Genomic DNA, 19,845 nt, shown 5'->3' with positions numbered 1-19,845 from the left:
CTCGTTATCCTTTACATTTGGTACGAAAAATTAAAATTTACATTCACCCGATCAATATCTAATGTCGCCGGGTACTTTAATGGGGTAGAAACGGAAAAGTTATACTCAAGACTTTTTATGTTTCCATCAATACCAACTGCCGCGCCCACCAGTGATTCATCGCCATAAGAAGCGTCCTGATACACTTGCCCAAAATCAAGACCGGCATAATAATTAGCTTTCATTCCAGGCAAAGGAAATGCCAGCGTGTTTTTTATATAAAAACCATCATTCCCTGACAAACCTACGCTATTTTCAAACCCGCGAATACTCCAACGATCGCCAACTGTAATTTGATCTTGCAAAGTCAGTTCACGCGGTGCGTACTGGGCAAAAAAAGCGGTATTGTAATATCCATTCTCTATTTGTCGGGTATAGTTACCCTCAAAATTAAAGATATTGCTTACCGGGCTAACGTCGCCATATTGCATATCCGGCGTTTTTTCACCACCGAACCAGGTTAAAAAGCGTTGCCACGAGAGGGTTGAATCCCAGAACTCGCCGGGTAACTGTTGCTTATAATTTAGCCCCAACTTGATATTTCCCATATCCCGCGCCTGTAATGTCAGCTCCTCACCATTAAGCGTGTAATTCGACTTTCGTCGAATGAGTTCTGCACTCCCGGCGAATTTTTTTGTTTTATCGCGATAAACGGTACGCGTCGCCTTTGCGCTCAAGTATTCGCTGGTGCCAACATAATCCAGCGAGATGTACGAAAGCGGAATCACCTGCTGCGATTTACTTTTGCTATAGAAAAAGCCGTACTCCCAGTACCCCACCGGAATGGAATAATAACTACTGACGTTTTCATACTGTCCGGTAGTACTACGCGTACCGGCGAGATAAAACAGATCCCCCATTTTCGCTGGATTAAACAGATAACCCACCGCGGTTGTCTGGTAACGGCCCGTTTCTTCATCGCCCCAATTATTGTAACTTGCCCGAACGCTCCAGTTTTTCCCCCGGTGTGTATCAATATGAACGATGCTGTAACCATCCCGTGTTCCCGGTTCAATATTAATTTTCACATCAACGTCAGGTACTCGCTGAAGATTTTCCAGCCCCTGTTCAATATCGCGAATATTGAGAATATCGTTACGCTGAAAAGGTAACATCCATTCACTGATATCATTACCTTCCACAATCGTTTTTTCTATCTTCCCGGCATTAACCTGGAAACGTAGCTTGCCTTTAGAAATATCCTGTGAAGGAATACTAATTCGCGTTGTGATATATCCGGCATTAATATAATAATCCTGCAAGGCAGCAGCAATTTTTTGCACACCAGCACTACCGACACAGCGTCCGGTAACTGCTTTATGTACTTCAGAAATCAACTGACCACCCAGAAAGTTATCTTCCAGTTCAATCCGATTAATGATAAAGCAATTCTTTTCCTGCGGCAGATCACCCAGAGTAAACGCATTACGTTGTGCATTTGAGTAAACATCTTTTTTTTCTAATTTATGCGCGCGCAACGTGCTTTCATCTGCATTTTTTTGCTGCTTGATCAAATTATCAAGACTGTCTTTCGCTGCAACTTGAAAACAACAAAGAATGAGCAGCAAACCAAAATTAAATCGTAATTGCATTATCTTCTCAAACTAAATAAAGACAGCAGCAACCCCTGCGTGACATGACGCATTAATATTAAAAGCCACTGCTGTCTTTGGTTACATCTTACATGCCGACAATAGTACCGGTGTTATCAGTTTCGTTTGCTTCTAACGCTAAACCGTAGAAGCCACCGAGAACAGCGTCTTTACCGCTATTCGTAACCTTATTTGCCGATACGACAGCGACACCATAACTCAGCATATTGAGGTAGTTATAAATATTACCGGTGGTTTTAACACCCAGAGAATAATCACCCACAATATTTCCACGGTTATTAATGTCATTCACGGCATTGATCGCGATGGTTTGTCCCAACATATTACTGTTGCTGTTGTTGGTAACATACTTCTGCGTATCAATAGTCAGCGCAGTACCCGCCACAATGTCTTTAAAGTTCTCAACACCGTTCAGGGCATTAATGGTCAGCGCGTTGTCCGCCGCGATGGCATTACGGTTATACAGCGTGCCTTTCAGAACATTGAAATGCACATCTCCTTTACCGCTGATCCAACCATAGTTAGTGACACTGTTATCAACGCTCAGATCCAGGTTTTTGTCAGACGCAATCACGCCAGTGGCGGTATTGTCTTCCAGGCGACCATCGCTGGCGTTGTTCAACGACGCCGCATAAACGTCGAGATTACCGGCGCTGTACGTGGTGGCATAGTTGTTGTAGAACGTCCCTGCCGCACGGATGATGGCATCAGCCCCACTGCTGAGGAGCGCGCGGGTATTATCCAGCGTTCCTTTGGATAGCAGATTAAGCGGACCATTTTCAGCGATGATGCTGCTGTTATTGTTGTTGACGTTCTGAGCAGAAAGCGTGACACCTTCTTTACCTACGATGCCGCCAACGTTGTCGGTGATCCCAAACAGCGCGCCGTTATTACGCAGGAAGTTATTCCCGTCGCGGTTTTCGAGGTTGCCGCCAGCGTTAATAACCAGCTTTTTATTCGCCGCGATCAGCGCAGTGTTGTTGTAAATCGTCGATTTAGCATCGACAGAAACATTCTCACCGGCAATCAAACCATAGGCGTTGTCTACGATGTTCGCCGTCAGAGTCACGTCGCCCGTTTCAGAGGTCAGCGAACCCTTATAGCTGTCGTAGTTGCCCGTCAGTGCCAGCGTGACATCGCCATAACCACGAATTTCACCGTTATCGTTGTTCAGATTGTTGCCTTTAACAGACAACACGCCGTTCAACGCATGCAGATTACCGCGGTTGTTACCCACGTTACCCTTCGAATCGATAATCAGATCGCCTGTCGCTTCGATGGTCGCGTTATTGTTCGCCACGCTATTTGCCGACAATGCGATATCCCCATACCCTACCATATAGAGATAGTTATACAGGTTGCCTTTGGTCGTCACGTTCAAGTCAGCGTCACTGACAATGTTGCCACGGTTGTTGATATCGTTAACCGCGTTAATAACAATATTCTGCCCCACCATATTGCTGTTGGAGTTGTTGGTCACATGGCGATTGGTGTTCATCGTCAGGTCGCCGCCAGCAGAAATATCCTTCCAGTTTTCAATACCGTTCAACGCGGCAATATCCAGCCCCTTTTCAGCCGCAATGGTATTGCGGTTATACAGGTTGCCGTTATTCACCGTGACATCAACATCGCCTTTACCGCTGATCCAGCCGTAGTTGGTAAGGCTATTCACCACTTCCAGTGACAGGTTTTTATCAGATGCTATGAACCCGGTCGCATTGTTATCGATCATCGTACCGCTGCTGCTGTTTTGCAGCGTGGTCGCGTCGATATCCAGGTTGCCCGCACTCCAGGTGGTAGCGTAGTTGTTGTAATACGTTCCGCCAACCTGAATAGATGCATCCGCCCCGCTGGTGACCAGAGCACGCGTGTTGTCGAACGTGTTCTGTGCCTGGAGAGTCAGAGGACCATCCTCAGCGATAAGACGACTGTTGTTGTTATAGATGTTCTGCCCGGAAAGCTCGATGCCTTCCTTGCCGACCATTCCACCCGTTTGCTGAGGCATGCCGAAGTACAGACCATAAGCGTTACCGAAGTTATTGCCATCGCGGTTTTCGATACTGCCGCGCGCATTTATCTTCAGTTTTTTGCTGGCCACGATCAGCGGTGTGTTGTTATTGACGCCAGACATCGACTCCATCGTGATGTTCTGCCCCATCATGAAGCCGCCGTGGTTGTCCACTGAGTTGGCTAACAGGGAGATATCACCTTCTTCAGAGCTGATCACGCCAATGTTATTGGTCAGGCTGCCGCCAACGGCGACTTCAATACCCTGCTTACCGCTGATCCCCCCGGTATCGTTACGCAGTGAGCTTCCCTTGATAATCACTTTGCTGTTGGACAGAATTTTGCCCGCATAATCGTCGACCGTGCTGTAACTTGACAGGGAGACGTTGCCATTAGACGCAATCTGTCCGCCGTTGTTATTGATGTTGTTCGCACCAATTTCTACGCCGGTATCTGCAATAATGCCCAGAGAGTCAGAACTGCCGGTATCGGCGGTTTTGGTTGAACCATTATTTACGCTACCTGCCGCACCAATAACGATATGCCCGGTGGACGAACGGATCAGACCTTTGTTGTTATCCACATTACCGTTACTGATAATGGCGATATCGCCGGTGGTCTGAATATCACCGTTGTTGTTATTCAACGCAGCGGATTCAAGACCCACATAACCGCCGCGAATCTGACCATTGCTGTTGTTGAGCGTTCCGGTTTTCAGCGCCACGAGCCCCGCTTCAATCCCGACAGAACTCCCTTTACCAGAGTTAATCAGCGTGGCGTTATTGGTATCAACCGCCAGCATACCTGCTGCGGCGAGCTTGCCGTTGGTGTTATCAATCGTGCCACTGTTAACGTAGATATCGCCCATCGTGGAGATGTTACCCGCACGGGTATTCACGATAGTATTCTTGTTGGTATTGAGCGAGATAGTGCCTACAGATGTCACCGTACCGGTGGTGTTATCCAGAGTACCATTTGTCGTCAGGTTGATCGTGCTTGCAGACTGAATCTGGGCGTTACTGTTTAACAGATTACCTTTGGAATCGATGCTGACACCATTAACCCCACCTGCGATAACGCCCAGGTTGCGAACCCCTACACCTTTCTCGGTGCTGACCAGACTGATTTTGTTCGCATACATTCCGCCCAGTTTGGCAACATCTACGCTGTAACCGTTACGGTAACCCGTGGCGGATACGCTACCGGTTACCTGGCCTGCGGCGTTAACATAGTTATTACCAGCAACAACGTTCAGCTCATCGGCAGACACTTTGCCGTTAACCACCACGTTACGGGACAGAATTTCTGTCGGGCTGGCGTTATCCAGTTTACCGAGCGTAATGGTACCGCCGTTCACGGAGTAACCGGCCAGCTTGTCATCCTGGATATCCGGCGTCCCGGTGGTTAAGGTCAGTTTACCTGTATTGATTGAACCGCCACCGTTTACAGTAATACCATTCGGGTTGGCAATAATCAGATCCGCTTTATCCCCTGCAACTTCCATCATCCCATTAATGGTTGAAGGATTTTTGGAAGTAACCTCATTCAGGATCACCTTCGCCGACCCAGAGGTCAGATTACTGTTTCCCTGAATATTTCCGGCAAGTGAAGTATTGGATTCATTAGCGCTGTTATTGAAAACGACACCATTTTTATCAACGTTTAGGTTATCCCAGATATTATGAGATAAACCGCTACCGTTAGGTTTGTTGATATCAACGACTGGCACACCATTGGCGTTATATACCGTTCCATTTTTTATGACTAATCCCGCCGCTTGAGAAGCTACAGGAAAAGACAACATCATAAGTATAGCAATAGGGGTTAATGCTTTACCCACCGTTGCTTCCTTACTTAAATTTATCATCGCCACTAACGTTTTCCTTATTGATGCTATTCATTTTGGACATGCAGATCACTTTTGATGACTCACGGAATATCAGCAAAAATGATTGCGGCAAATCCTATCACCAGGCGCAATAAAAAATCACGAAAAATAAGCTGAAATAAGGACTCAAAAAACAACTAAGAGTTATTGTTTTTTCATCGAACGGCGAAGTACCTAACTTACTAAAACACAATAATTTAAAAGTTTCCCATCCTTCCTCCTTGGGTGAAAAAAATCCAATTTAGAGGATGTCTGAAATGATATGTAGTTTTCTGTACGACATCATTTCAGACATCCGAATAAAACAACAAAGTTGGTGAGCTACAATTAATTTAAATCTTGTCATTTGATTAACAAAGCATCAGCATTACTGCATCTTATTCTCTATATCTTTTACGTCGGGGTAGATTCGTTATGGTCATTACGGGCAGGCACCATTTCATTATATTACCATTTGCATTCACGCTTGTAACCCTTAAGAGTTATATAAAAGGAAATAGTTCTTGCTCATGGTAATACTGAGATCGGATTAACCATGAGGTTAGCTATATAGAGAGAGCTTTGGCTTTGCGACAATTGGCTTAAGCAGCCACATTATGTCTGGCTTATCGTTGAAAGATAGAAAGATGGGCAAAACGGTTTTACAAGGTTTCATTCCCATCTAATAGCAATCACCGCTATACATCATCCCTTAACGTACTCTGGCCTTCATAAAAATGTTATTCAAAATTAAAGATTGTAATGATTTTCATAATGTTGTTATTATTTTGCAACAAATAAATCTAACACAATGATTATTAGCTATTTTTTATTAGTTAAGAGGAGTTGTTTTTTACAGACTGCGCTATAATTCCGCTCATTTTTCACCACAGGAAAAGCTGAAGTAATCTTAAATGACTGTATTAACCCTTTTCTCCGCTGCCAGCACTCTTATATATCGTTGTTTTATTCTTATAAAAATGGTTTTTTTGACATAAAAAGTAATAGGTTCAGCCATTATGCAGAATTTACAACCTGATAAAATCGCAAAAACCCTCCTTACCCAGAATAAAAATCTGATCATCATCTTTCGGTAAGAATTAAATTACTATATTACCGTTCAACATCAGTATGAATGAAAATTCAATTGTTATACATGTGATGAATGTCATATATTGTGCTCATCGATTGCAGGACATCGCTATTCTTTTAGAGATACAGATATCACGCTGTTACTCTCTATATAAAGAACACACAAAGATTAGTTGTGTTACTGCAGTTGTTATGTCGCATATGGAAAGCCCATTGTTACATCTTTAGTAAAAAGATTTATTCACTTTCAAAATTTTTACTGCATGAAGATGGGCTGTTTTGCTGCAAGCAATTGAGTTAGTGCAATGAACAAGAACTTACTAACAAGGGTAATTATCATTTCGGATGATCTATATTACCTTCAGGGATTAAGTGCAAAACTAGGTCACCATTATCGTTTTTTTATTGAGTGTTTTTTTTGTTCTCAAAATGCATGTAATAATGACCTAAGTACACTTAGATTTGATAACCGCTTTACCAAAAACGTACTTCTTGTCGCAGTGGATGACGTAAGTATACTTGCAAAACTGCCAGATTTGGCCAGGTTTTTAATGATTGTTTCACTAAGAAAGATGAAAAACAGAAATATCTTCTTTTCACTTTCAGAGCAAACATTCATTAGCCGATATATAAAATTGAATAAACTCATTACTTTGATTAAAAGCACTGATAAAGACCAGCAAGTCAGGCAGGTGACTCTGACAAGGTATGAGTGGGATATCTATTACTTATATTTTAAGATAGATAACAAAAGAATATTGCACACCCTGCTAAAAAAGGATGTCAAGTATATTAGTCACTATAAAATATCAGTTTTTAACAAGTTTGAAATTGCTTGTGATAGTGATGGCTTTTACATTTTCAAGGCACTTATACAGTTAAGGAGATTTACCGGTTTTAAAAACGTCAGATTGTATCAATTGCATTAATTAACTCGTTCTATATTAACTCTAAATTTCAAGGATATTATTATGTTTTCTACTTTCAAAAAAGCAGCTCTGCTGGCAGCTATTGCATTACCTTTTTCAACTATGGCTGCGCCTACAGTCACTTTTCAGGGTGAAGTAACCGATCAGACCTGTTCCGTAAATATCAACGGTCAAACCAATTCAGTAGTATTGATGCCGACCGTAGCCATGGCTGACTTCGGTGCAACTTTAGCTGATGGTCAGAGCGCAGGCCAGACGCCGTTTACGGTTTCTGTGTCTAACTGCCAGGCTCCAACTGGTGCAGATCAGGCAATCAACACCACCTTCCTGGGCTACGACGTTGACGCTAACACGGGAGTTATGGGAAACCGTGATACCAGCAGCGACGCGGCGAAAGGCTTTGGCATTCAGTTAATGGATTCCAGCACTTCTGGTAACCCAGTAACTCTGGCTGGCGCGACTAACGTACCGGGTCTGACCCTGAAAGTTGGCGATACTGAAGCCAGCTATGACTTCGGTGCGCGTTACTTCGTTATCGATAGCGCAGCTGCCACTGCCGGTAAAATTACCGCTGTCGCAGAATACACCCTGAGCTACCTCTAATTAATCTACTGGCTGGCAGTAAATGTCAGCCAGTATTTCTTCGCACAATTAATAGTGATTTTTCATGGACATGGAAAAGATAAGAATGAACATTTTTGCATATTTACTGGTACTTGTATTTTCCATGAGCATGAGCAGCAGCGCGTTTGCCAGCGTGGTAATGACCGGAACCCGTATTATTTTCCCTGGTGACGCAAAGGAAAAAACCATCCAGTTGCGAAATACCAGCGATCAGCCCTATATCATTAATATCCATGTTGAGGATGAACGTGGTTCTGACAAGAATGTACCGTTTATGCCAACCCCGCAGACATTTCGCATGGAAGCTGCCGCAGGTCAGGCGTTACGCCTGCTCTACACAGGTGATAATTTACCGCAGGATCGCGAGTCTGTTTTCTGGTTTAGTTTCAGTCAACTACCTTATCTGAATAAGAACGATAAAAGTCAGAACCAGCTCATCCTGGCCCTGACTAATCGAGTCAAAATTTTCTATCGTCCCAGCTCAATTGTCGGTAAATCCAGTGACGCGCCAAAAAACCTGACTTACCAGGTAAAACAGAACCGCATTGAAGTGACGAATCCCACGGGCTATTACGTCGTGATTCGCGCCGCTGAACTGCTTAATAACGGTAAAAAAGTCCCCCTCGCGAATTCCGTCATGATTGCTCCTCAAAGCACAACTGAATGGACACTACGCTCTGGCATCAGCGTCGCTCCCGGTGCGCAGATTCATTTAGTGACCGTCAATGACTATGGCGTAAATGTCACGTCTGAGCATGCCTTATAAGCTCTTTCCCCTTTTTTGAGCGGTATCCTTTTTCACGCACGAGTATGTCGAGATGAATAAATCCGTTGTGTCAATTTCTGCGGCAATATTGGTTTTACTCTGCCAGCCGGTTATGGGGAAAGAAATCTCACCCGCTACACCGTCAGATGAAGACAACTACACCTTTGACCCGCAACTCTTCCGCGGCAGCAGATTTAGTCAGTCGTCATTGGCAAAACTGACAACTCGTGAGTCTGTTGCACCGGGCAATTATAAAATGGATATCTATACCAACAATAAGTTGTCAGGTAGTTGGAATGTCACGTTTAAAGAAGCCGCTGATGGTCGCGTTCTGCCCTGCCTGACGCCTGAAGTCGCGGACGCGATAGGCCTCAAAACAGGGGAAGATAAGGGTGAAAAAGATCCGGTCTGTACCTTTGCTCAGGAACTCGCTCCCGGCATCACCAGCCAGACACAGTTGTCACAACTGCGCCTTGACTTGTCGGTGCCTCAGAGTCAAATGATTAGTCGCCCTCGCGGCTATGTCCCCCCCAGCGAGCTGGATACCGGAGCATCGCTGGCGTTCATGAATTATATTGCCAACTATTACAACGTTGCCTATTCAGGGCAGAATGCTCATAGCCAGCGTTCGCTATGGGCATCATTTAATGGTGGCATCAACCTTGGTGCCTGGCAATATCGTCAGTTATCCAACATGACCTGGGATAATGACAAAGGGAATCAGTGGAACAATATTCGTAGCTATTTGCAACGCCCGCTGCCCGCCATAAATAGTCAATTAATGATAGGGCAACTTATCACCAGCGGAAGATTTTTCTCTGGACTCAGTTATCACGGCGTTAGTCTCGCGACCGATGAACGTATGCTGCCGGACTCCATGCGCGGCTATGCGCCGACTATTCGCGGCGTGGCTGCAACAAACGCCAGAGTCTCGGTAATGCAAAACGGTCATGAAATTTATCAGACTACCGTGGCTCCAGGCCCTTTCGAAATAAACGACCTATACCCCACCAGCTACAGCGGCGATCTGGATGTCACCGTTACGGAAGCTAATGGCGCAGTCAGTCGTTTCAGTGTCCCCTTTTCAGCCGTACCAGAATCGATGCGTCCAGGAACTTCCCGTTATAACGTGGAAGTAGGTAAAACGCAGGATAGCGGTGATGACTCGATGTTTGGTGACCTCACCTGGCAGCACGGGATGACTAATACGCTGACATTTAACAGTGGCTCGCGTATCGCTGATGGCTACCAGGCGCTGATGCTTGGCGGAGTCTATGGCAGTACGCTGGGGGCATTTGGGGCAAACCTCACTTGGTCCCATGCGCGTGTTCCTGAAAGCGAAGCGCAGAGTGGTTGGATGTCGCAATTAACCTGGAGTAAAACTTTCCAGCCAACGTCAACCACCGTCTCCCTAGCAGGTTATCGATACTCTACCAGCGGCTATCGTGATCTGGCTGATGTGCTGGGAGAGCGTCAAGCTGCCAGCAATAAACAGTCATGGGACTCCAGCCAGTGGCGTCAACAGTCGCGCTTCGATCTTACGTTAAGTCAGAGCCTTGCGAATTACGGCAACCTGTTTGTGTCAGGTTCAACACAGAACTACCGTGGCGGCAAGAGCCGTGATACCCAGCTTCAGTTAGGTTACAGCAATAGCTTTAGCCATGGCATCAGTATGAACCTTTCCGTCGGACGCCAAAGAATGGGCGGCTATAAAGACAATTCTGATGATATGCAGACGGTAACGTCCCTTTCATTCTCATTCCCACTTGGCGGCAATGGACCTCGTGTACCAAGTCTTAGCAACAGCTGGACCCATTCAACTGACGGTAGCTCGCAATTACAAAGCTCGCTAACCGGAATGCTTGATGAAGCGCAGAGCACCAACTACAGCCTGAACGTCATGCGCGATCAACAGTATAAGCAGACGACGCTAAGCGGAAACATGCAAAAACGTTTTTCACAAACAACCGTCGGATTGAACGCATCGAAGGGCCAGGATTACTGGCAGGCTTCCGGAAACGTACAAGGTGCGATGGCCGTACATGGTGGCGGCGTTACTTTCGGACCTTATCTGGGTGAAACGTTCGCCCTGGTCGAAGCTAAAGGCGCTGAAGGTGCAAAAGTCTATAACTCCAGTCAGCTGGAAATTAATGACAGTGGTTATGCGCTTGTTCCGGCAGTAACGCCCTATCGCTACAACCGTATATCTCTTGATCCACAAGGAATGGATGGCGATGCCGAGTTGGTCGACAGTGAAAAACAGGTAGCACCGGTTGCAGGTGCGGCGGTGAAAGTAGTCTTCCGTACCCGTCCTGGTAAAGCGCTGCTGATTAAATCCCGCATGGCAGATGGTTCGGAACTGCCAATGGGAGCCGATGTGCTGGATGAGAATAATACAGTCGTCGGTATAGCCGGTCAGGGGGGGCAAATTTACCTCCGCACAGAACAGACAAAAGGCCATTTGTCAGTTCGCTGGGGTGAAGGTGCTAACGATAGCTGCCAATTGCCCTTTGATATCAGCGGGAAAGACAGCAATAGCCCTATCATCCGCCTGAATGAAACCTGTCAGTCTTGATACAGAGAAAACCCGATGTCTAAATCGACTTTTTTACACATTCTGATTAGCTCCATCATATTGGTGGCACTAATACAATCATCCGCCTGGGCTAACTGTACAAACACACAGATAGGTCAAACTGAAGATGGTCGGACAGCGCTTATTGAGTTCGGAAAAATTAATATGACCGACACCTATTTTGCGCCAGCAGGTTCACTCCTCGCGACAACGGTCGTACCTCCCACTAACTACACATCAGGTGGCGCGACAGGAAGCTCCGTATTGTGGGAATGTGATGCAACAGATTTGCCAAACATCTATTTTCTGGTCGCTACCAATGGCGACGACCGCGTGGGGGGCTTTTATGATGCAGGCGGGCCTGATGGTTTGAGTGATGTCTATGCCACCTGGTTCGCTTTTGTCGGTCTCAAACAGACCATGGCGGGCGTGACGCTTGGTCGTTACTGGAAGAAAGTGCCCATCACCAGTTATGCCACTCAGGGAACTAAAATCCAGATCCGCTTACAGGATATCCCTCCTCTTCATGCTGAGCTTTATCGCATCAGTACACTACCTGATACATCAGCAACAACAAGTTGGTGCGGTAATAATAATACAGATGGTAGTGGAGTCGGATTCGCAAAACCTTCCGGTACAATCTATAACTGTGTTCAGCCCAATGCCTATATTCAGCTTTCCGGTACCAGCGGCATTTTATTTGGTCATGATGAGCCCGGCGAAGATAGTTCTGTTCATTGGGATTTCTGGGGGGCTGATAATGGTTTTGGTTACGGAATGCGATCGGCAAATCGACTCTACAACAATGCCACCTGCGTTGCCCGCAGCGCCACGCCGTTAGTATTGCTACCGACAATTGCAGAAGCACAACTGAATGCGGGCATGGAAAGTACCGGTAATTTTAATGTCCGCGTCGAGTGTAGTAACTCGGTTCAATCAGGGATTAGCGATACTCAGACAGCATTAGGAATCCAGGTGTCTGAAGGTGCATATACAGCGGCGCAAAAACTGGGGATTATCAATAGCAACGGCGGCGTCAGCGCCCTGGTCTCTGATAATTATGACGCAGTAGAGATGGCAAAGGGCGTTGGGATCTACATTTCTAACAGTGCTCACCCCGATACGGCGATGACGCTGGTTGGTCAACCGGGCATCGCGAAGTTAACCCCCGGAGGAAATGCAGCGGGGTGGTATCCTGTATTTGAAGGGGCAACATTAGAAGGTGCGACTCACCCCGGATACTCCAGCTATAGTTACTCTTTTATCGCCCGGTTGAAGAAACTGCCAAATCAGACAGTCAGTGCGGGAAAAGTGCGGGCAACGGCTTATATATTGGTGAAAATGCAATGAAATCCGTTTTGCTGCTCTTAACCGTCTTGTTCGTACAGTCAGTGGAAGCCGGCATCATGCCGGCTTCTTCACGGATGATTTATCGCGATGGCGATCGGGAAAAGACGCTGATGTTGGTCAATACCAATGACTACCCGGTACTGGTGCAAAGTTGGGTAGATAATGGTGAAAGTTCCCCAGAAGCTGCTTCTCCCCCCTTTGTGGTGCTGCCACCGGTTTTCCGCCTGGCTGCGAGACGAACACAGGGATTGCGGATAATCTATAATCATGACCCACTTCCCCAGGATCGCGAATCTGCATTCTGGTTAAATCTTTATGAAATGCCGCCAGAAACTCCCCATCAAGATCCCACACATTTAACGCTGGCAATGAATACGCAACTTAAAGTCTTTTACAGACCTAAATCTGTAACTATGACACCTGAAGAAGCTATGCGTAAAATAAGTTGGCATTTGGGTAACGACGGCAGCAGCAGCTATATTGAGCTTAATAACCCAACACCACTGAATATCTCTTTCACCTCCATCAGCATTGGGACTACAAAGGTGCAGCAAGAAAGCGATATGATGATAAAACCCTTCAGTCAACGACGGTACTGGTTAGCAAGTAATAACGTTAGTGGGATCGTTACTGCGACATATCTCGATGATAATGGTGCACAGATAAAGCAACAATTAGCGCAATAATGCTCTGAGTGGTATGTAAACTCATCGCGATGGTTCAACGCTAACGAATAACCACTATACCCACCTGAAGTACCGGAAGTGGAGAAATGACAAAATCTCTCCACTCCATTTTCCAGTCAAAACACCTCAACGCAGCCAAAAATCGTTAACGAATTGAATATCCACCATCAATGACTAATAGTTGTCCATTGACATAATCTGAAGCGGCACTGGCGAGGAACACCATTGCGCCCATAAGATCCTGTGCCCTTCCCCAGCGTTGAGCCGGTATACGCCCTTTTATTAACTCTTTTATTTTAGGGTTATTATAAATAATAGCGGTCATTTCACTCACATAATATCCTGGGGCGATACCATTAATCTGAATATTATATTCCGCAAAATCATCGGCATACGCTTTGGTCAGCCCCGCTAAAGCATGTTTAGTCGCCGCATACCCTGGCGACCAACGTCCACCATGAAATGACAATACGGAACACATATTAATAATTTTCCCTTTTCTTTGCGGGACAAATATATTCAATGCGGCCTGGCTCATATCGAATGCAGCATTCAGGTTGAGATTAATCATCGGATCCCAGTCGTTTCGATTGAAATCGATAGGACGATTAATGTTACACACGCCCGCGTTATTGACCAGAATATCTAACTGACCGAAACGCTCCAGACACCTATTAATAATGGTACATGCTGCATCAGGTTTTGTTATGTCAATTGTCATAAACTCAACTTCAACGCCTTCATGAGTTAAATGCTTTAAATATTTATTATCAGGCTCTTTGATGTCTACCAACAACAGATTAGCCCCTGCTTTGGCCAGAGCCGAGCATAAGCCTCTCCCCAGTTCACCCGCGGCCCCAGTTACGATGGCCACCTTGTTATGTAATGAAAAAAAATCCAATGAAAAATCTTCAATAGAAAAGCTCATATCACACATTGCTCCTTATGAGTAAGTAATATTTAAGGGATAATTTAAGTAATTTTTAGATATCAATAAAAAAATATAAACGTTAAAACTCAGCATGAATAATAAACATCAAATCTTATATACATTTAAGTAGTGATGTATCACGTAATAATATAGTCATCATAGATGTTATGCAGTACGCACAAAAAAACAGGCTGGATTTGCTTGCTGATTTATAATCTTTATCTAAATTACTATTAGCGCTTTGGATAATAACATAAGCATATATTACCTCCTAGCAATAATAGACATAACCTCATATCAAGGTGTCACTGGCAAATAATCGGATAAAAGACAGCATCGGTCGGCGCATAGAGCTTCTTCTATTTCACCAGAAGTGCACAGCAGGGAACTACCAATCACACGGTTAGTGTCTTGGGTGGAGGATGCGACCCGTTCTTTCCCTATAACGGGGATACGCAGTTTCTATCAGTACATGCAGAAAACCCCTAATTCACATCACTGCAGAAAGCATTTAATAGAAATATACATCGTTTAAGAATTTCAATTAAATCAAGATTATTCTTAAAAATCAGATAATTCACATTTGCATTTTTAGGAAATTATACTATAGTGCACTTAATGTTCTTGCCTTTATTTTCTGAGTAATACTGGATTTGTAATACACAACTAAGGTATAAAATGTAATGATCTACATTATAAATGATGAAGTAAGATTCAACTCATCATCTAATAAGTTAACATCACTCCTTACATCAGAGGAAGTGATACTCAATTATCCTGCGGGAAAATGCTTAAAGTTACTTTTAGATAACGCTTATAGTGTCGTGTCACACAATCAATTCTTTGAAAAAGTCTGGAGCGATAGCAGTGCCGAAGTCGCAACCAACACTTTATATCAAAATATATCGATGATAAGGCGTTCCTTTCGTGAAATCAGCTCAGCGACGATATTTAATGATGTTATCAGAACGGTGCCACGTAAAGGCTTCAAAATCAATGAAGAAATCAACATAACTGTTCTCGACAATAATCACAATGAGAATGAAAGTGTTGAGAGTGAAGAGAATGGCACCCATACTGAAAATATAAATAAAAATCACGTTGCAAAAGGTATATTTACCACAAAGAATACATTGCTTATAGTTTCTTTTTTTGCAGCATGGGGGATAGTGTATATATCTTCTTATTTTTTCGATATGGCTTTTCAAAGCAAATCCCACACTATAAAAAAAATAGATGCTTTCTCAAATTATGCTCAACACCCTACTCAGGAAGGGTGTAGCTATTTCTATGACAATAGATATTTTAATTCTGTAGACATGTTATCACCGATTATTGAAAAATTGCAGAAAATGGAAATTAACTGCAAAATACATCCTTACATTTACATTGCAACAAATGATAGCATGAGCGGGTTTTATGCTTTCACCTGTAGTCAGATGTTAAACTCTGAATCACCAAATAATTGTAATTCTCTCTATTATAAAGCGGAGTAATCATATGACTCAAAGATATTTTCTATTTGCGGGAATAATTTTATGTGCTTTTATTGCAGCAATTCTGAGCCATATTGCGTTTCATCATGCCAATGAACCAGCAGAGCAAAACATATCATGTAATGCCCATGTTATTAATTTCACCGATCATACGAAAATGGATCAATACTTTTCGTTAAATATGATTTCTGAAAATAACACAGGAAACATGTATCTCACGGGTGCATACACGGTAAATGGAAAAAAAATGGGTTTCATCCGCCGATATGTGAGTTTTACATACAAGAAATTCCGTGATACCGTTTATTTCACCACTGTTAAAATACAAAAAATACAAAAAGATGATAACATTAGTGATGAAATCCTTGAAAATATCACTTCTGATTTTTTCATAAAAGTAGACACCTCAATTAATTTTTATGTTACACGTCAAAATGATTACAACTACATATTCTCTACAGGCAGGACACCACGCTTCATATGTATTTCCCACTAACAGTAGTGTTGATCATTGCGCTTGTCATTAGATAATAACCTTCTGATGGCTTTGTTTATATTTTAAGGCAATAAAAAACATTCCAATATTGGTTAATTATTTATCTGTTTACATACCACTGATAAAACTCTGTCGCTTTCATTGGTTTTGCATATAAGTATCCCTGAACTAATGTCACGTTATTATGAATAAGATATTCCGCCTGGTGAGGAGTACTGACACCTTCTGCAATCGTTATCAAATTGAGTCGATTACTCAGCTTAATAATAATATCTAAAACTGGCGTTTCGTCTTCCGCTGTAGTGAGTGTGTCTATAAAGCTTTTATCTATTTTAAGATAATCAACAGACAACTTTTGCAGAAGGCCAAGGGAACAATATCCCGTGCCAAAATCATCAACTGCAAATTCACAGCCATGGATCCTTAATTCATTTATTTTCTGTAATGCAAGATCAGTATCTTCAACCAGATTGCGTTCGGTAATCTCAAGAACAATGTTAAATTTATCAGATATTTCATTTTTAATATGTAAAACATCAGCAACAAAATCAGGATGTGCAAGATGCTCCGCGGCAATATTTATCCCAAGGTGAAACGGCTTTTTCACTTTCCAGCTTTGTACATCCTGAATAATCAGTTCAAAGAGATGCTTAGTTAACGGTATAATTAAATTTTCCTCTTCTGCAGCGCGGATAAAAACTACCGGAGATATATTTTTACCATCTTCGCGTTGCCAACGCATTAACGCCTCAACCCCCAGACACGCTTTGGTTGTCGTGTCACATACTGGTTGATAATGCACAGAAAATTCTCCGGATGACATTCCTTTCTTAATTTCTTCTGCCAGGGACATTTTCCGAGATATCCAGCGCTGCCATAAGAAGTACAGAATAAAAGAAAGAAGAATAGATAATGGAAGAATGTAAAATACATTACTAATGACATAGGGATATAATGAAATCATCGGCGTAGTAACTGTAAGACTAGCCTGACTGATCGCAGAATTAAAATCTTTTTTTAACATATATAACTTGTCATTATTATTTACACCACTAATAATTGCAGGCCCTTCAGTAAAGCTAAGAGAAAATGAATCATCATTCTCATCATCAAGAACATCCATCAGATCATAGATATATCGTGACTCTACAATACTAAAAGCTGTCATATCATTCCCTATTGGCATAAGGAACACTATGGCTGTTTTACCTGGTACAAAACTTGTACCGCTAATTGATACTATGCGTGATTCTTTATTTTTATTGTGAAAGCTCGTACCGTAAACATCGTTAACATTCATTTTTTTGAAACCGCTAACTGAAGAACATATTTGGAAATTATTTTCTATAAGACCCGTTGTTCGAACATAGGGGGTCAATGCTCCGTTAGCAATCAATTGTTCCAGGATATCTTTGCAGGGTTTCATCACCAGAATAGAAGTAAGCTTTGTCGTATGTTTGACAATTTGCGTAACATTATCAAGCTGTTTTAACAGAATACCGGCGGTAATTGTCGTATCTCGATTCATTTGAAATACTGACATAGCAAACGACAGTAACACCCCCAGAATGCCTGGTATTATAATGAGTACAAACATTTTTTTGTTGAATACCATACATGTTTCCCCACGCATCAGGGTGATGCAACCTAAGAAATTATAGTACAATTGCCAGTAAAAGCGGGTGATAGCAGACTGATCAATGATAAGCATTTAAGATCATATAGTACTATGATATTTCTGAAAATTGTTACGCAAGTCTGCGAATAGCTATTTAGCGCTTACCAAAATCACCCGCTTAAATGCCGCTTTATGGTGACTCACAAAAATTCACCACATCCCTCACAACCACCTTATTACGCCCGGTCTCTTTCGCCTCGTATAGTGCGTTATCAGCCAGTCGATAGATCTCATTCGGGTTTAACGCATTTCCCTGAGTCACAACAGCGCCAATACTAATCGTCACTTTTTGTGGTATGGCGTATTCAGGATTATCACCAGTTAAACGCTCAACATTTTCCCGAATCCTTTCCGCTAAAGCTTTCGCACGTTCAGTATCGATGTCCGTCAGCAAGACGCCAAACTCTTCGCCGCCGACGCGCGCAAAAAGGTCATCTGGCCGTATGCTTTTCCCAATGATATTCACCACTGTTTTTATCACCTGATCGCCAATCGGATGCCCCCAGGTGTGGTTGACTTTTTTGAAGTGGTCGATATCCATAAGCATGACGCAATAAGGCGTTTTTTTGGCCGATGCTGATTGAACCGTCAGTTCATTAAAAAAATAATTTCTGTTAAATATATTGGTTAATGGATCGCGATGTGCAATGTCCTTTGTTACTCGTAGCGCACTGAATATATGGCACATAAATATTACCATAACGGTTAACTTACTGACTACTTCAATAGTGCGACTAATATACCAAATGGACACGCTATACCTGCTCATAAATAAAAGAGAGACATTGTACAGTACGGCACAAAAAGCAATCACCGTCACTCCATTCCAGATATCATAGCGTAAACCATTAAAGTATAGATTAACCGAAAGCAAGGTTAACCACATGAAAATCATTATGGTAACATATGAAGCTTTCCAAACCACTTGACCATTTTCATTGGTTAACTCGGCAATGTGTAAATCGTAGCTCTCATAATGGCTAGAAAGTATGTGAGCAACTATCGGCCCCCCAAGAACAAAAAACAAACTTATGCACAAAGTCATTTTTTTGGAAAATAAATTGCGCTGTTTTGTGTTTTCACTAACTTTATTCACCAATGCCAGAAATATTAATATGCACAAACTCATCTGACGGAACAAATAATAAATTGCAATGTCATTTTGAACAACACTGCTTGTCAAACGCCCCTCAATCATTTGCTGAATGATAATGACGGTTTTAACAAAGTAAATCAAACAACTCAGAAAAGCCAAACTAAGTATACAGTTTGAAAATTGCCTACGGTCATAAATGAAATACAACTGCATAAAAATAAATGCAACAGTATCGATAAAAAATAAAGCAATCATTACCATCAGATAGGTTGATCGTGGAACAACTTCCTCAACGCCTGGCTGATTAAACCAACTATTCACCAAAACCAAAGCAAGCCCAAACAATAAGCTCACTAAGACAGTACTACTAATTCTCAAATAGTCTTTTTCCATAAAGCTACACCAACCTGTAGGTTGTAGATCCCTTTCTATTATTAATAGATATAAGAACTGTACAGTTGTCAATATGAAAACCCACTCACAAACAATACCGATGATGATAGTTGCAGACCGCAATTATTATTACCTTAGTGCTTTATACATTCTTTGCGACAAGACAGGCTTGCAAATATTTATAAATGGTTATAAGGAAATCCTTAT

13 protein-coding genes are annotated in these 19,845 nt (G+C 42.9%); 8 read left to right on the top strand and 5 right to left on the bottom strand.

The annotated features are described in order from the left end of the window. Positions 1-11: 11 nt before the first annotated feature. Together ACJHW7_RS01795 and ACJHW7_RS01790 are read right to left on the bottom strand one after the other, a co-directional pair. A complete protein-coding gene (locus ACJHW7_RS01795; protein WP_040234647.1) occupies positions 12-1,631 on the bottom strand; it encodes a ShlB/FhaC/HecB family hemolysin secretion/activation protein in 1,620 nt (539 codons plus the stop codon). Positions 1,632-1,719: 88 nt separating this feature from the next. Next, positions 1,720-5,532 (bottom strand): filamentous hemagglutinin N-terminal domain-containing protein, encoded by a 3,813-nt coding sequence (locus tag ACJHW7_RS01790; RefSeq protein ID WP_410233559.1) that lies wholly within the window; start codon positions 5,530-5,532, stop codon positions 1,720-1,722. Between the two features lie 1,391 nt (positions 5,533-6,923). On the opposite strand from ACJHW7_RS01790, the gene ACJHW7_RS01785 reads away from it, so the two are divergent. The 6 genes from ACJHW7_RS01785 (at position 6,924) to ACJHW7_RS01760 (ending at position 13,548) form a co-directional block, all read left to right on the top strand. Beyond that, positions 6,924-7,547 (top strand): hypothetical protein, encoded by a 624-nt coding sequence (locus tag ACJHW7_RS01785; protein WP_001039007.1) that lies wholly within the window; start codon positions 6,924-6,926, stop codon positions 7,545-7,547. Between the two features lie 42 nt (positions 7,548-7,589). Continuing rightward, positions 7,590-8,150: a fimbrial protein gene (locus ACJHW7_RS01780; protein ID WP_040234646.1), complete on the top strand. Its 561-nt coding sequence runs from the start codon at positions 7,590-7,592 to the stop codon at positions 8,148-8,150. Between the two features lie 85 nt (positions 8,151-8,235). Then, positions 8,236-8,937, top strand: coding sequence for a molecular chaperone (locus ACJHW7_RS01775; RefSeq protein ID WP_001602202.1), 702 nt, complete (start codon positions 8,236-8,238; stop codon positions 8,935-8,937). A 52-nt stretch (positions 8,938-8,989) separates the two neighbouring features. Then, positions 8,990-11,512 (top strand): fimbria/pilus outer membrane usher protein, encoded by a 2,523-nt coding sequence (locus tag ACJHW7_RS01770; RefSeq protein ID WP_040234645.1) that lies wholly within the window; start codon positions 8,990-8,992, stop codon positions 11,510-11,512. Positions 11,513-11,527: 15 nt separating this feature from the next. After that, a complete protein-coding gene (locus ACJHW7_RS01765) occupies positions 11,528-12,862 on the top strand; it encodes a fimbrial protein (RefSeq protein ID WP_072769061.1) in 1,335 nt (444 codons plus the stop codon). After that, positions 12,859-13,548: a molecular chaperone gene (locus ACJHW7_RS01760; protein ID WP_040234644.1), complete on the top strand. Its 690-nt coding sequence runs from the start codon at positions 12,859-12,861 to the stop codon at positions 13,546-13,548. The genes ACJHW7_RS01765 and ACJHW7_RS01760 overlap by 4 nt, the downstream gene beginning before the upstream one ends. Before the next feature lie 145 nt (positions 13,549-13,693). Here the strand turns inward: ACJHW7_RS01760 and ACJHW7_RS01755 are convergent, their stop codons facing one another. Next, complete coding sequence (locus ACJHW7_RS01755) at positions 13,694-14,476, bottom strand: SDR family oxidoreductase (protein WP_040234643.1); 783 nt, start codon at positions 14,474-14,476, stop codon at positions 13,694-13,696. A gap of 686 nt (positions 14,477-15,162) precedes the next feature. Between ACJHW7_RS01755 and ACJHW7_RS01750 the strand changes: the two genes are divergently transcribed. Then, positions 15,163-15,975, top strand: coding sequence for a transcriptional regulator (locus ACJHW7_RS01750; RefSeq protein ID WP_072847795.1), 813 nt, complete (start codon positions 15,163-15,165; stop codon positions 15,973-15,975). A 4-nt stretch (positions 15,976-15,979) separates the two neighbouring features. Next, positions 15,980-16,471, top strand: a complete 492-nt coding sequence (locus tag ACJHW7_RS01745; protein ID WP_040234640.1) for a hypothetical protein — start codon at positions 15,980-15,982, stop codon at positions 16,469-16,471. Between the two features lie 100 nt (positions 16,472-16,571). Here ACJHW7_RS01745 and ACJHW7_RS01740 read toward each other — a convergent pair whose 3' ends face one another. Continuing rightward, positions 16,572-18,182 (bottom strand): EAL domain-containing protein, encoded by a 1,611-nt coding sequence (locus ACJHW7_RS01740; RefSeq protein WP_021556677.1) that lies wholly within the window; start codon positions 18,180-18,182, stop codon positions 16,572-16,574. A gap of 97 nt (positions 18,183-18,279) precedes the next feature. Continuing rightward, on the bottom strand, positions 18,280-19,638 hold the full coding sequence (locus ACJHW7_RS01735; RefSeq protein ID WP_072847794.1) for a GGDEF domain-containing protein: 1,359 nt from the start codon (positions 19,636-19,638) through the stop codon (positions 18,280-18,282). Positions 19,639-19,845: the final 207 nt, after the last annotated feature.

Source organism: Escherichia sp. WS1152, assembly GCF_046487665.1.
Lineage (GTDB): Bacteria > Pseudomonadota > Gammaproteobacteria > Enterobacterales > Enterobacteriaceae > Escherichia > Escherichia coli.
Note: the sequence above shows the minus strand (reverse complement) of the source record. Positions and strands in the feature narration are given on the sequence as shown.

Bases quoted from the DNA above. Each gene is read 5' to 3' on its own strand.
- ACJHW7_RS01750 (WP_072847795.1), top strand. From the start codon at position 15,163: ATGATCTACATTATAAATGATGAAGTAAGATTCAACTCATCATCTAAT.
- ACJHW7_RS01745 (WP_040234640.1), top strand. From the start codon at position 15,980: ATGACTCAAAGATATTTTCTATTTGCGGGAATAATTTTATGTGCTTTT.
- ACJHW7_RS01780 (WP_040234646.1), top strand. From the start codon at position 7,590: ATGTTTTCTACTTTCAAAAAAGCAGCTCTGCTGGCAGCTATTGCATTA.
- ACJHW7_RS01760 (WP_040234644.1), top strand. From the start codon at position 12,859: ATGAAATCCGTTTTGCTGCTCTTAACCGTCTTGTTCGTACAGTCAGTG.
- ACJHW7_RS01755 (WP_040234643.1), bottom strand. From the start codon at position 14,476: ATGAGCTTTTCTATTGAAGATTTTTCATTGGATTTTTTTTCATTACAT.
- ACJHW7_RS01765 (WP_072769061.1), top strand. From the start codon at position 11,528: ATGTCTAAATCGACTTTTTTACACATTCTGATTAGCTCCATCATATTG.
- ACJHW7_RS01740 (WP_021556677.1), bottom strand. From the start codon at position 18,182: ATGCTTATCATTGATCAGTCTGCTATCACCCGCTTTTACTGGCAATTG.
- ACJHW7_RS01735 (WP_072847794.1), bottom strand. From the start codon at position 19,638: ATGGAAAAAGACTATTTGAGAATTAGTAGTACTGTCTTAGTGAGCTTA.
- ACJHW7_RS01770 (WP_040234645.1), top strand. From the start codon at position 8,990: ATGAATAAATCCGTTGTGTCAATTTCTGCGGCAATATTGGTTTTACTC.
- ACJHW7_RS01785 (WP_001039007.1), top strand. From the start codon at position 6,924: ATGAACAAGAACTTACTAACAAGGGTAATTATCATTTCGGATGATCTA.
- ACJHW7_RS01775 (WP_001602202.1), top strand. From the start codon at position 8,236: ATGAACATTTTTGCATATTTACTGGTACTTGTATTTTCCATGAGCATG.
- ACJHW7_RS01795 (WP_040234647.1), bottom strand. From the start codon at position 1,631: ATGCAATTACGATTTAATTTTGGTTTGCTGCTCATTCTTTGTTGTTTT.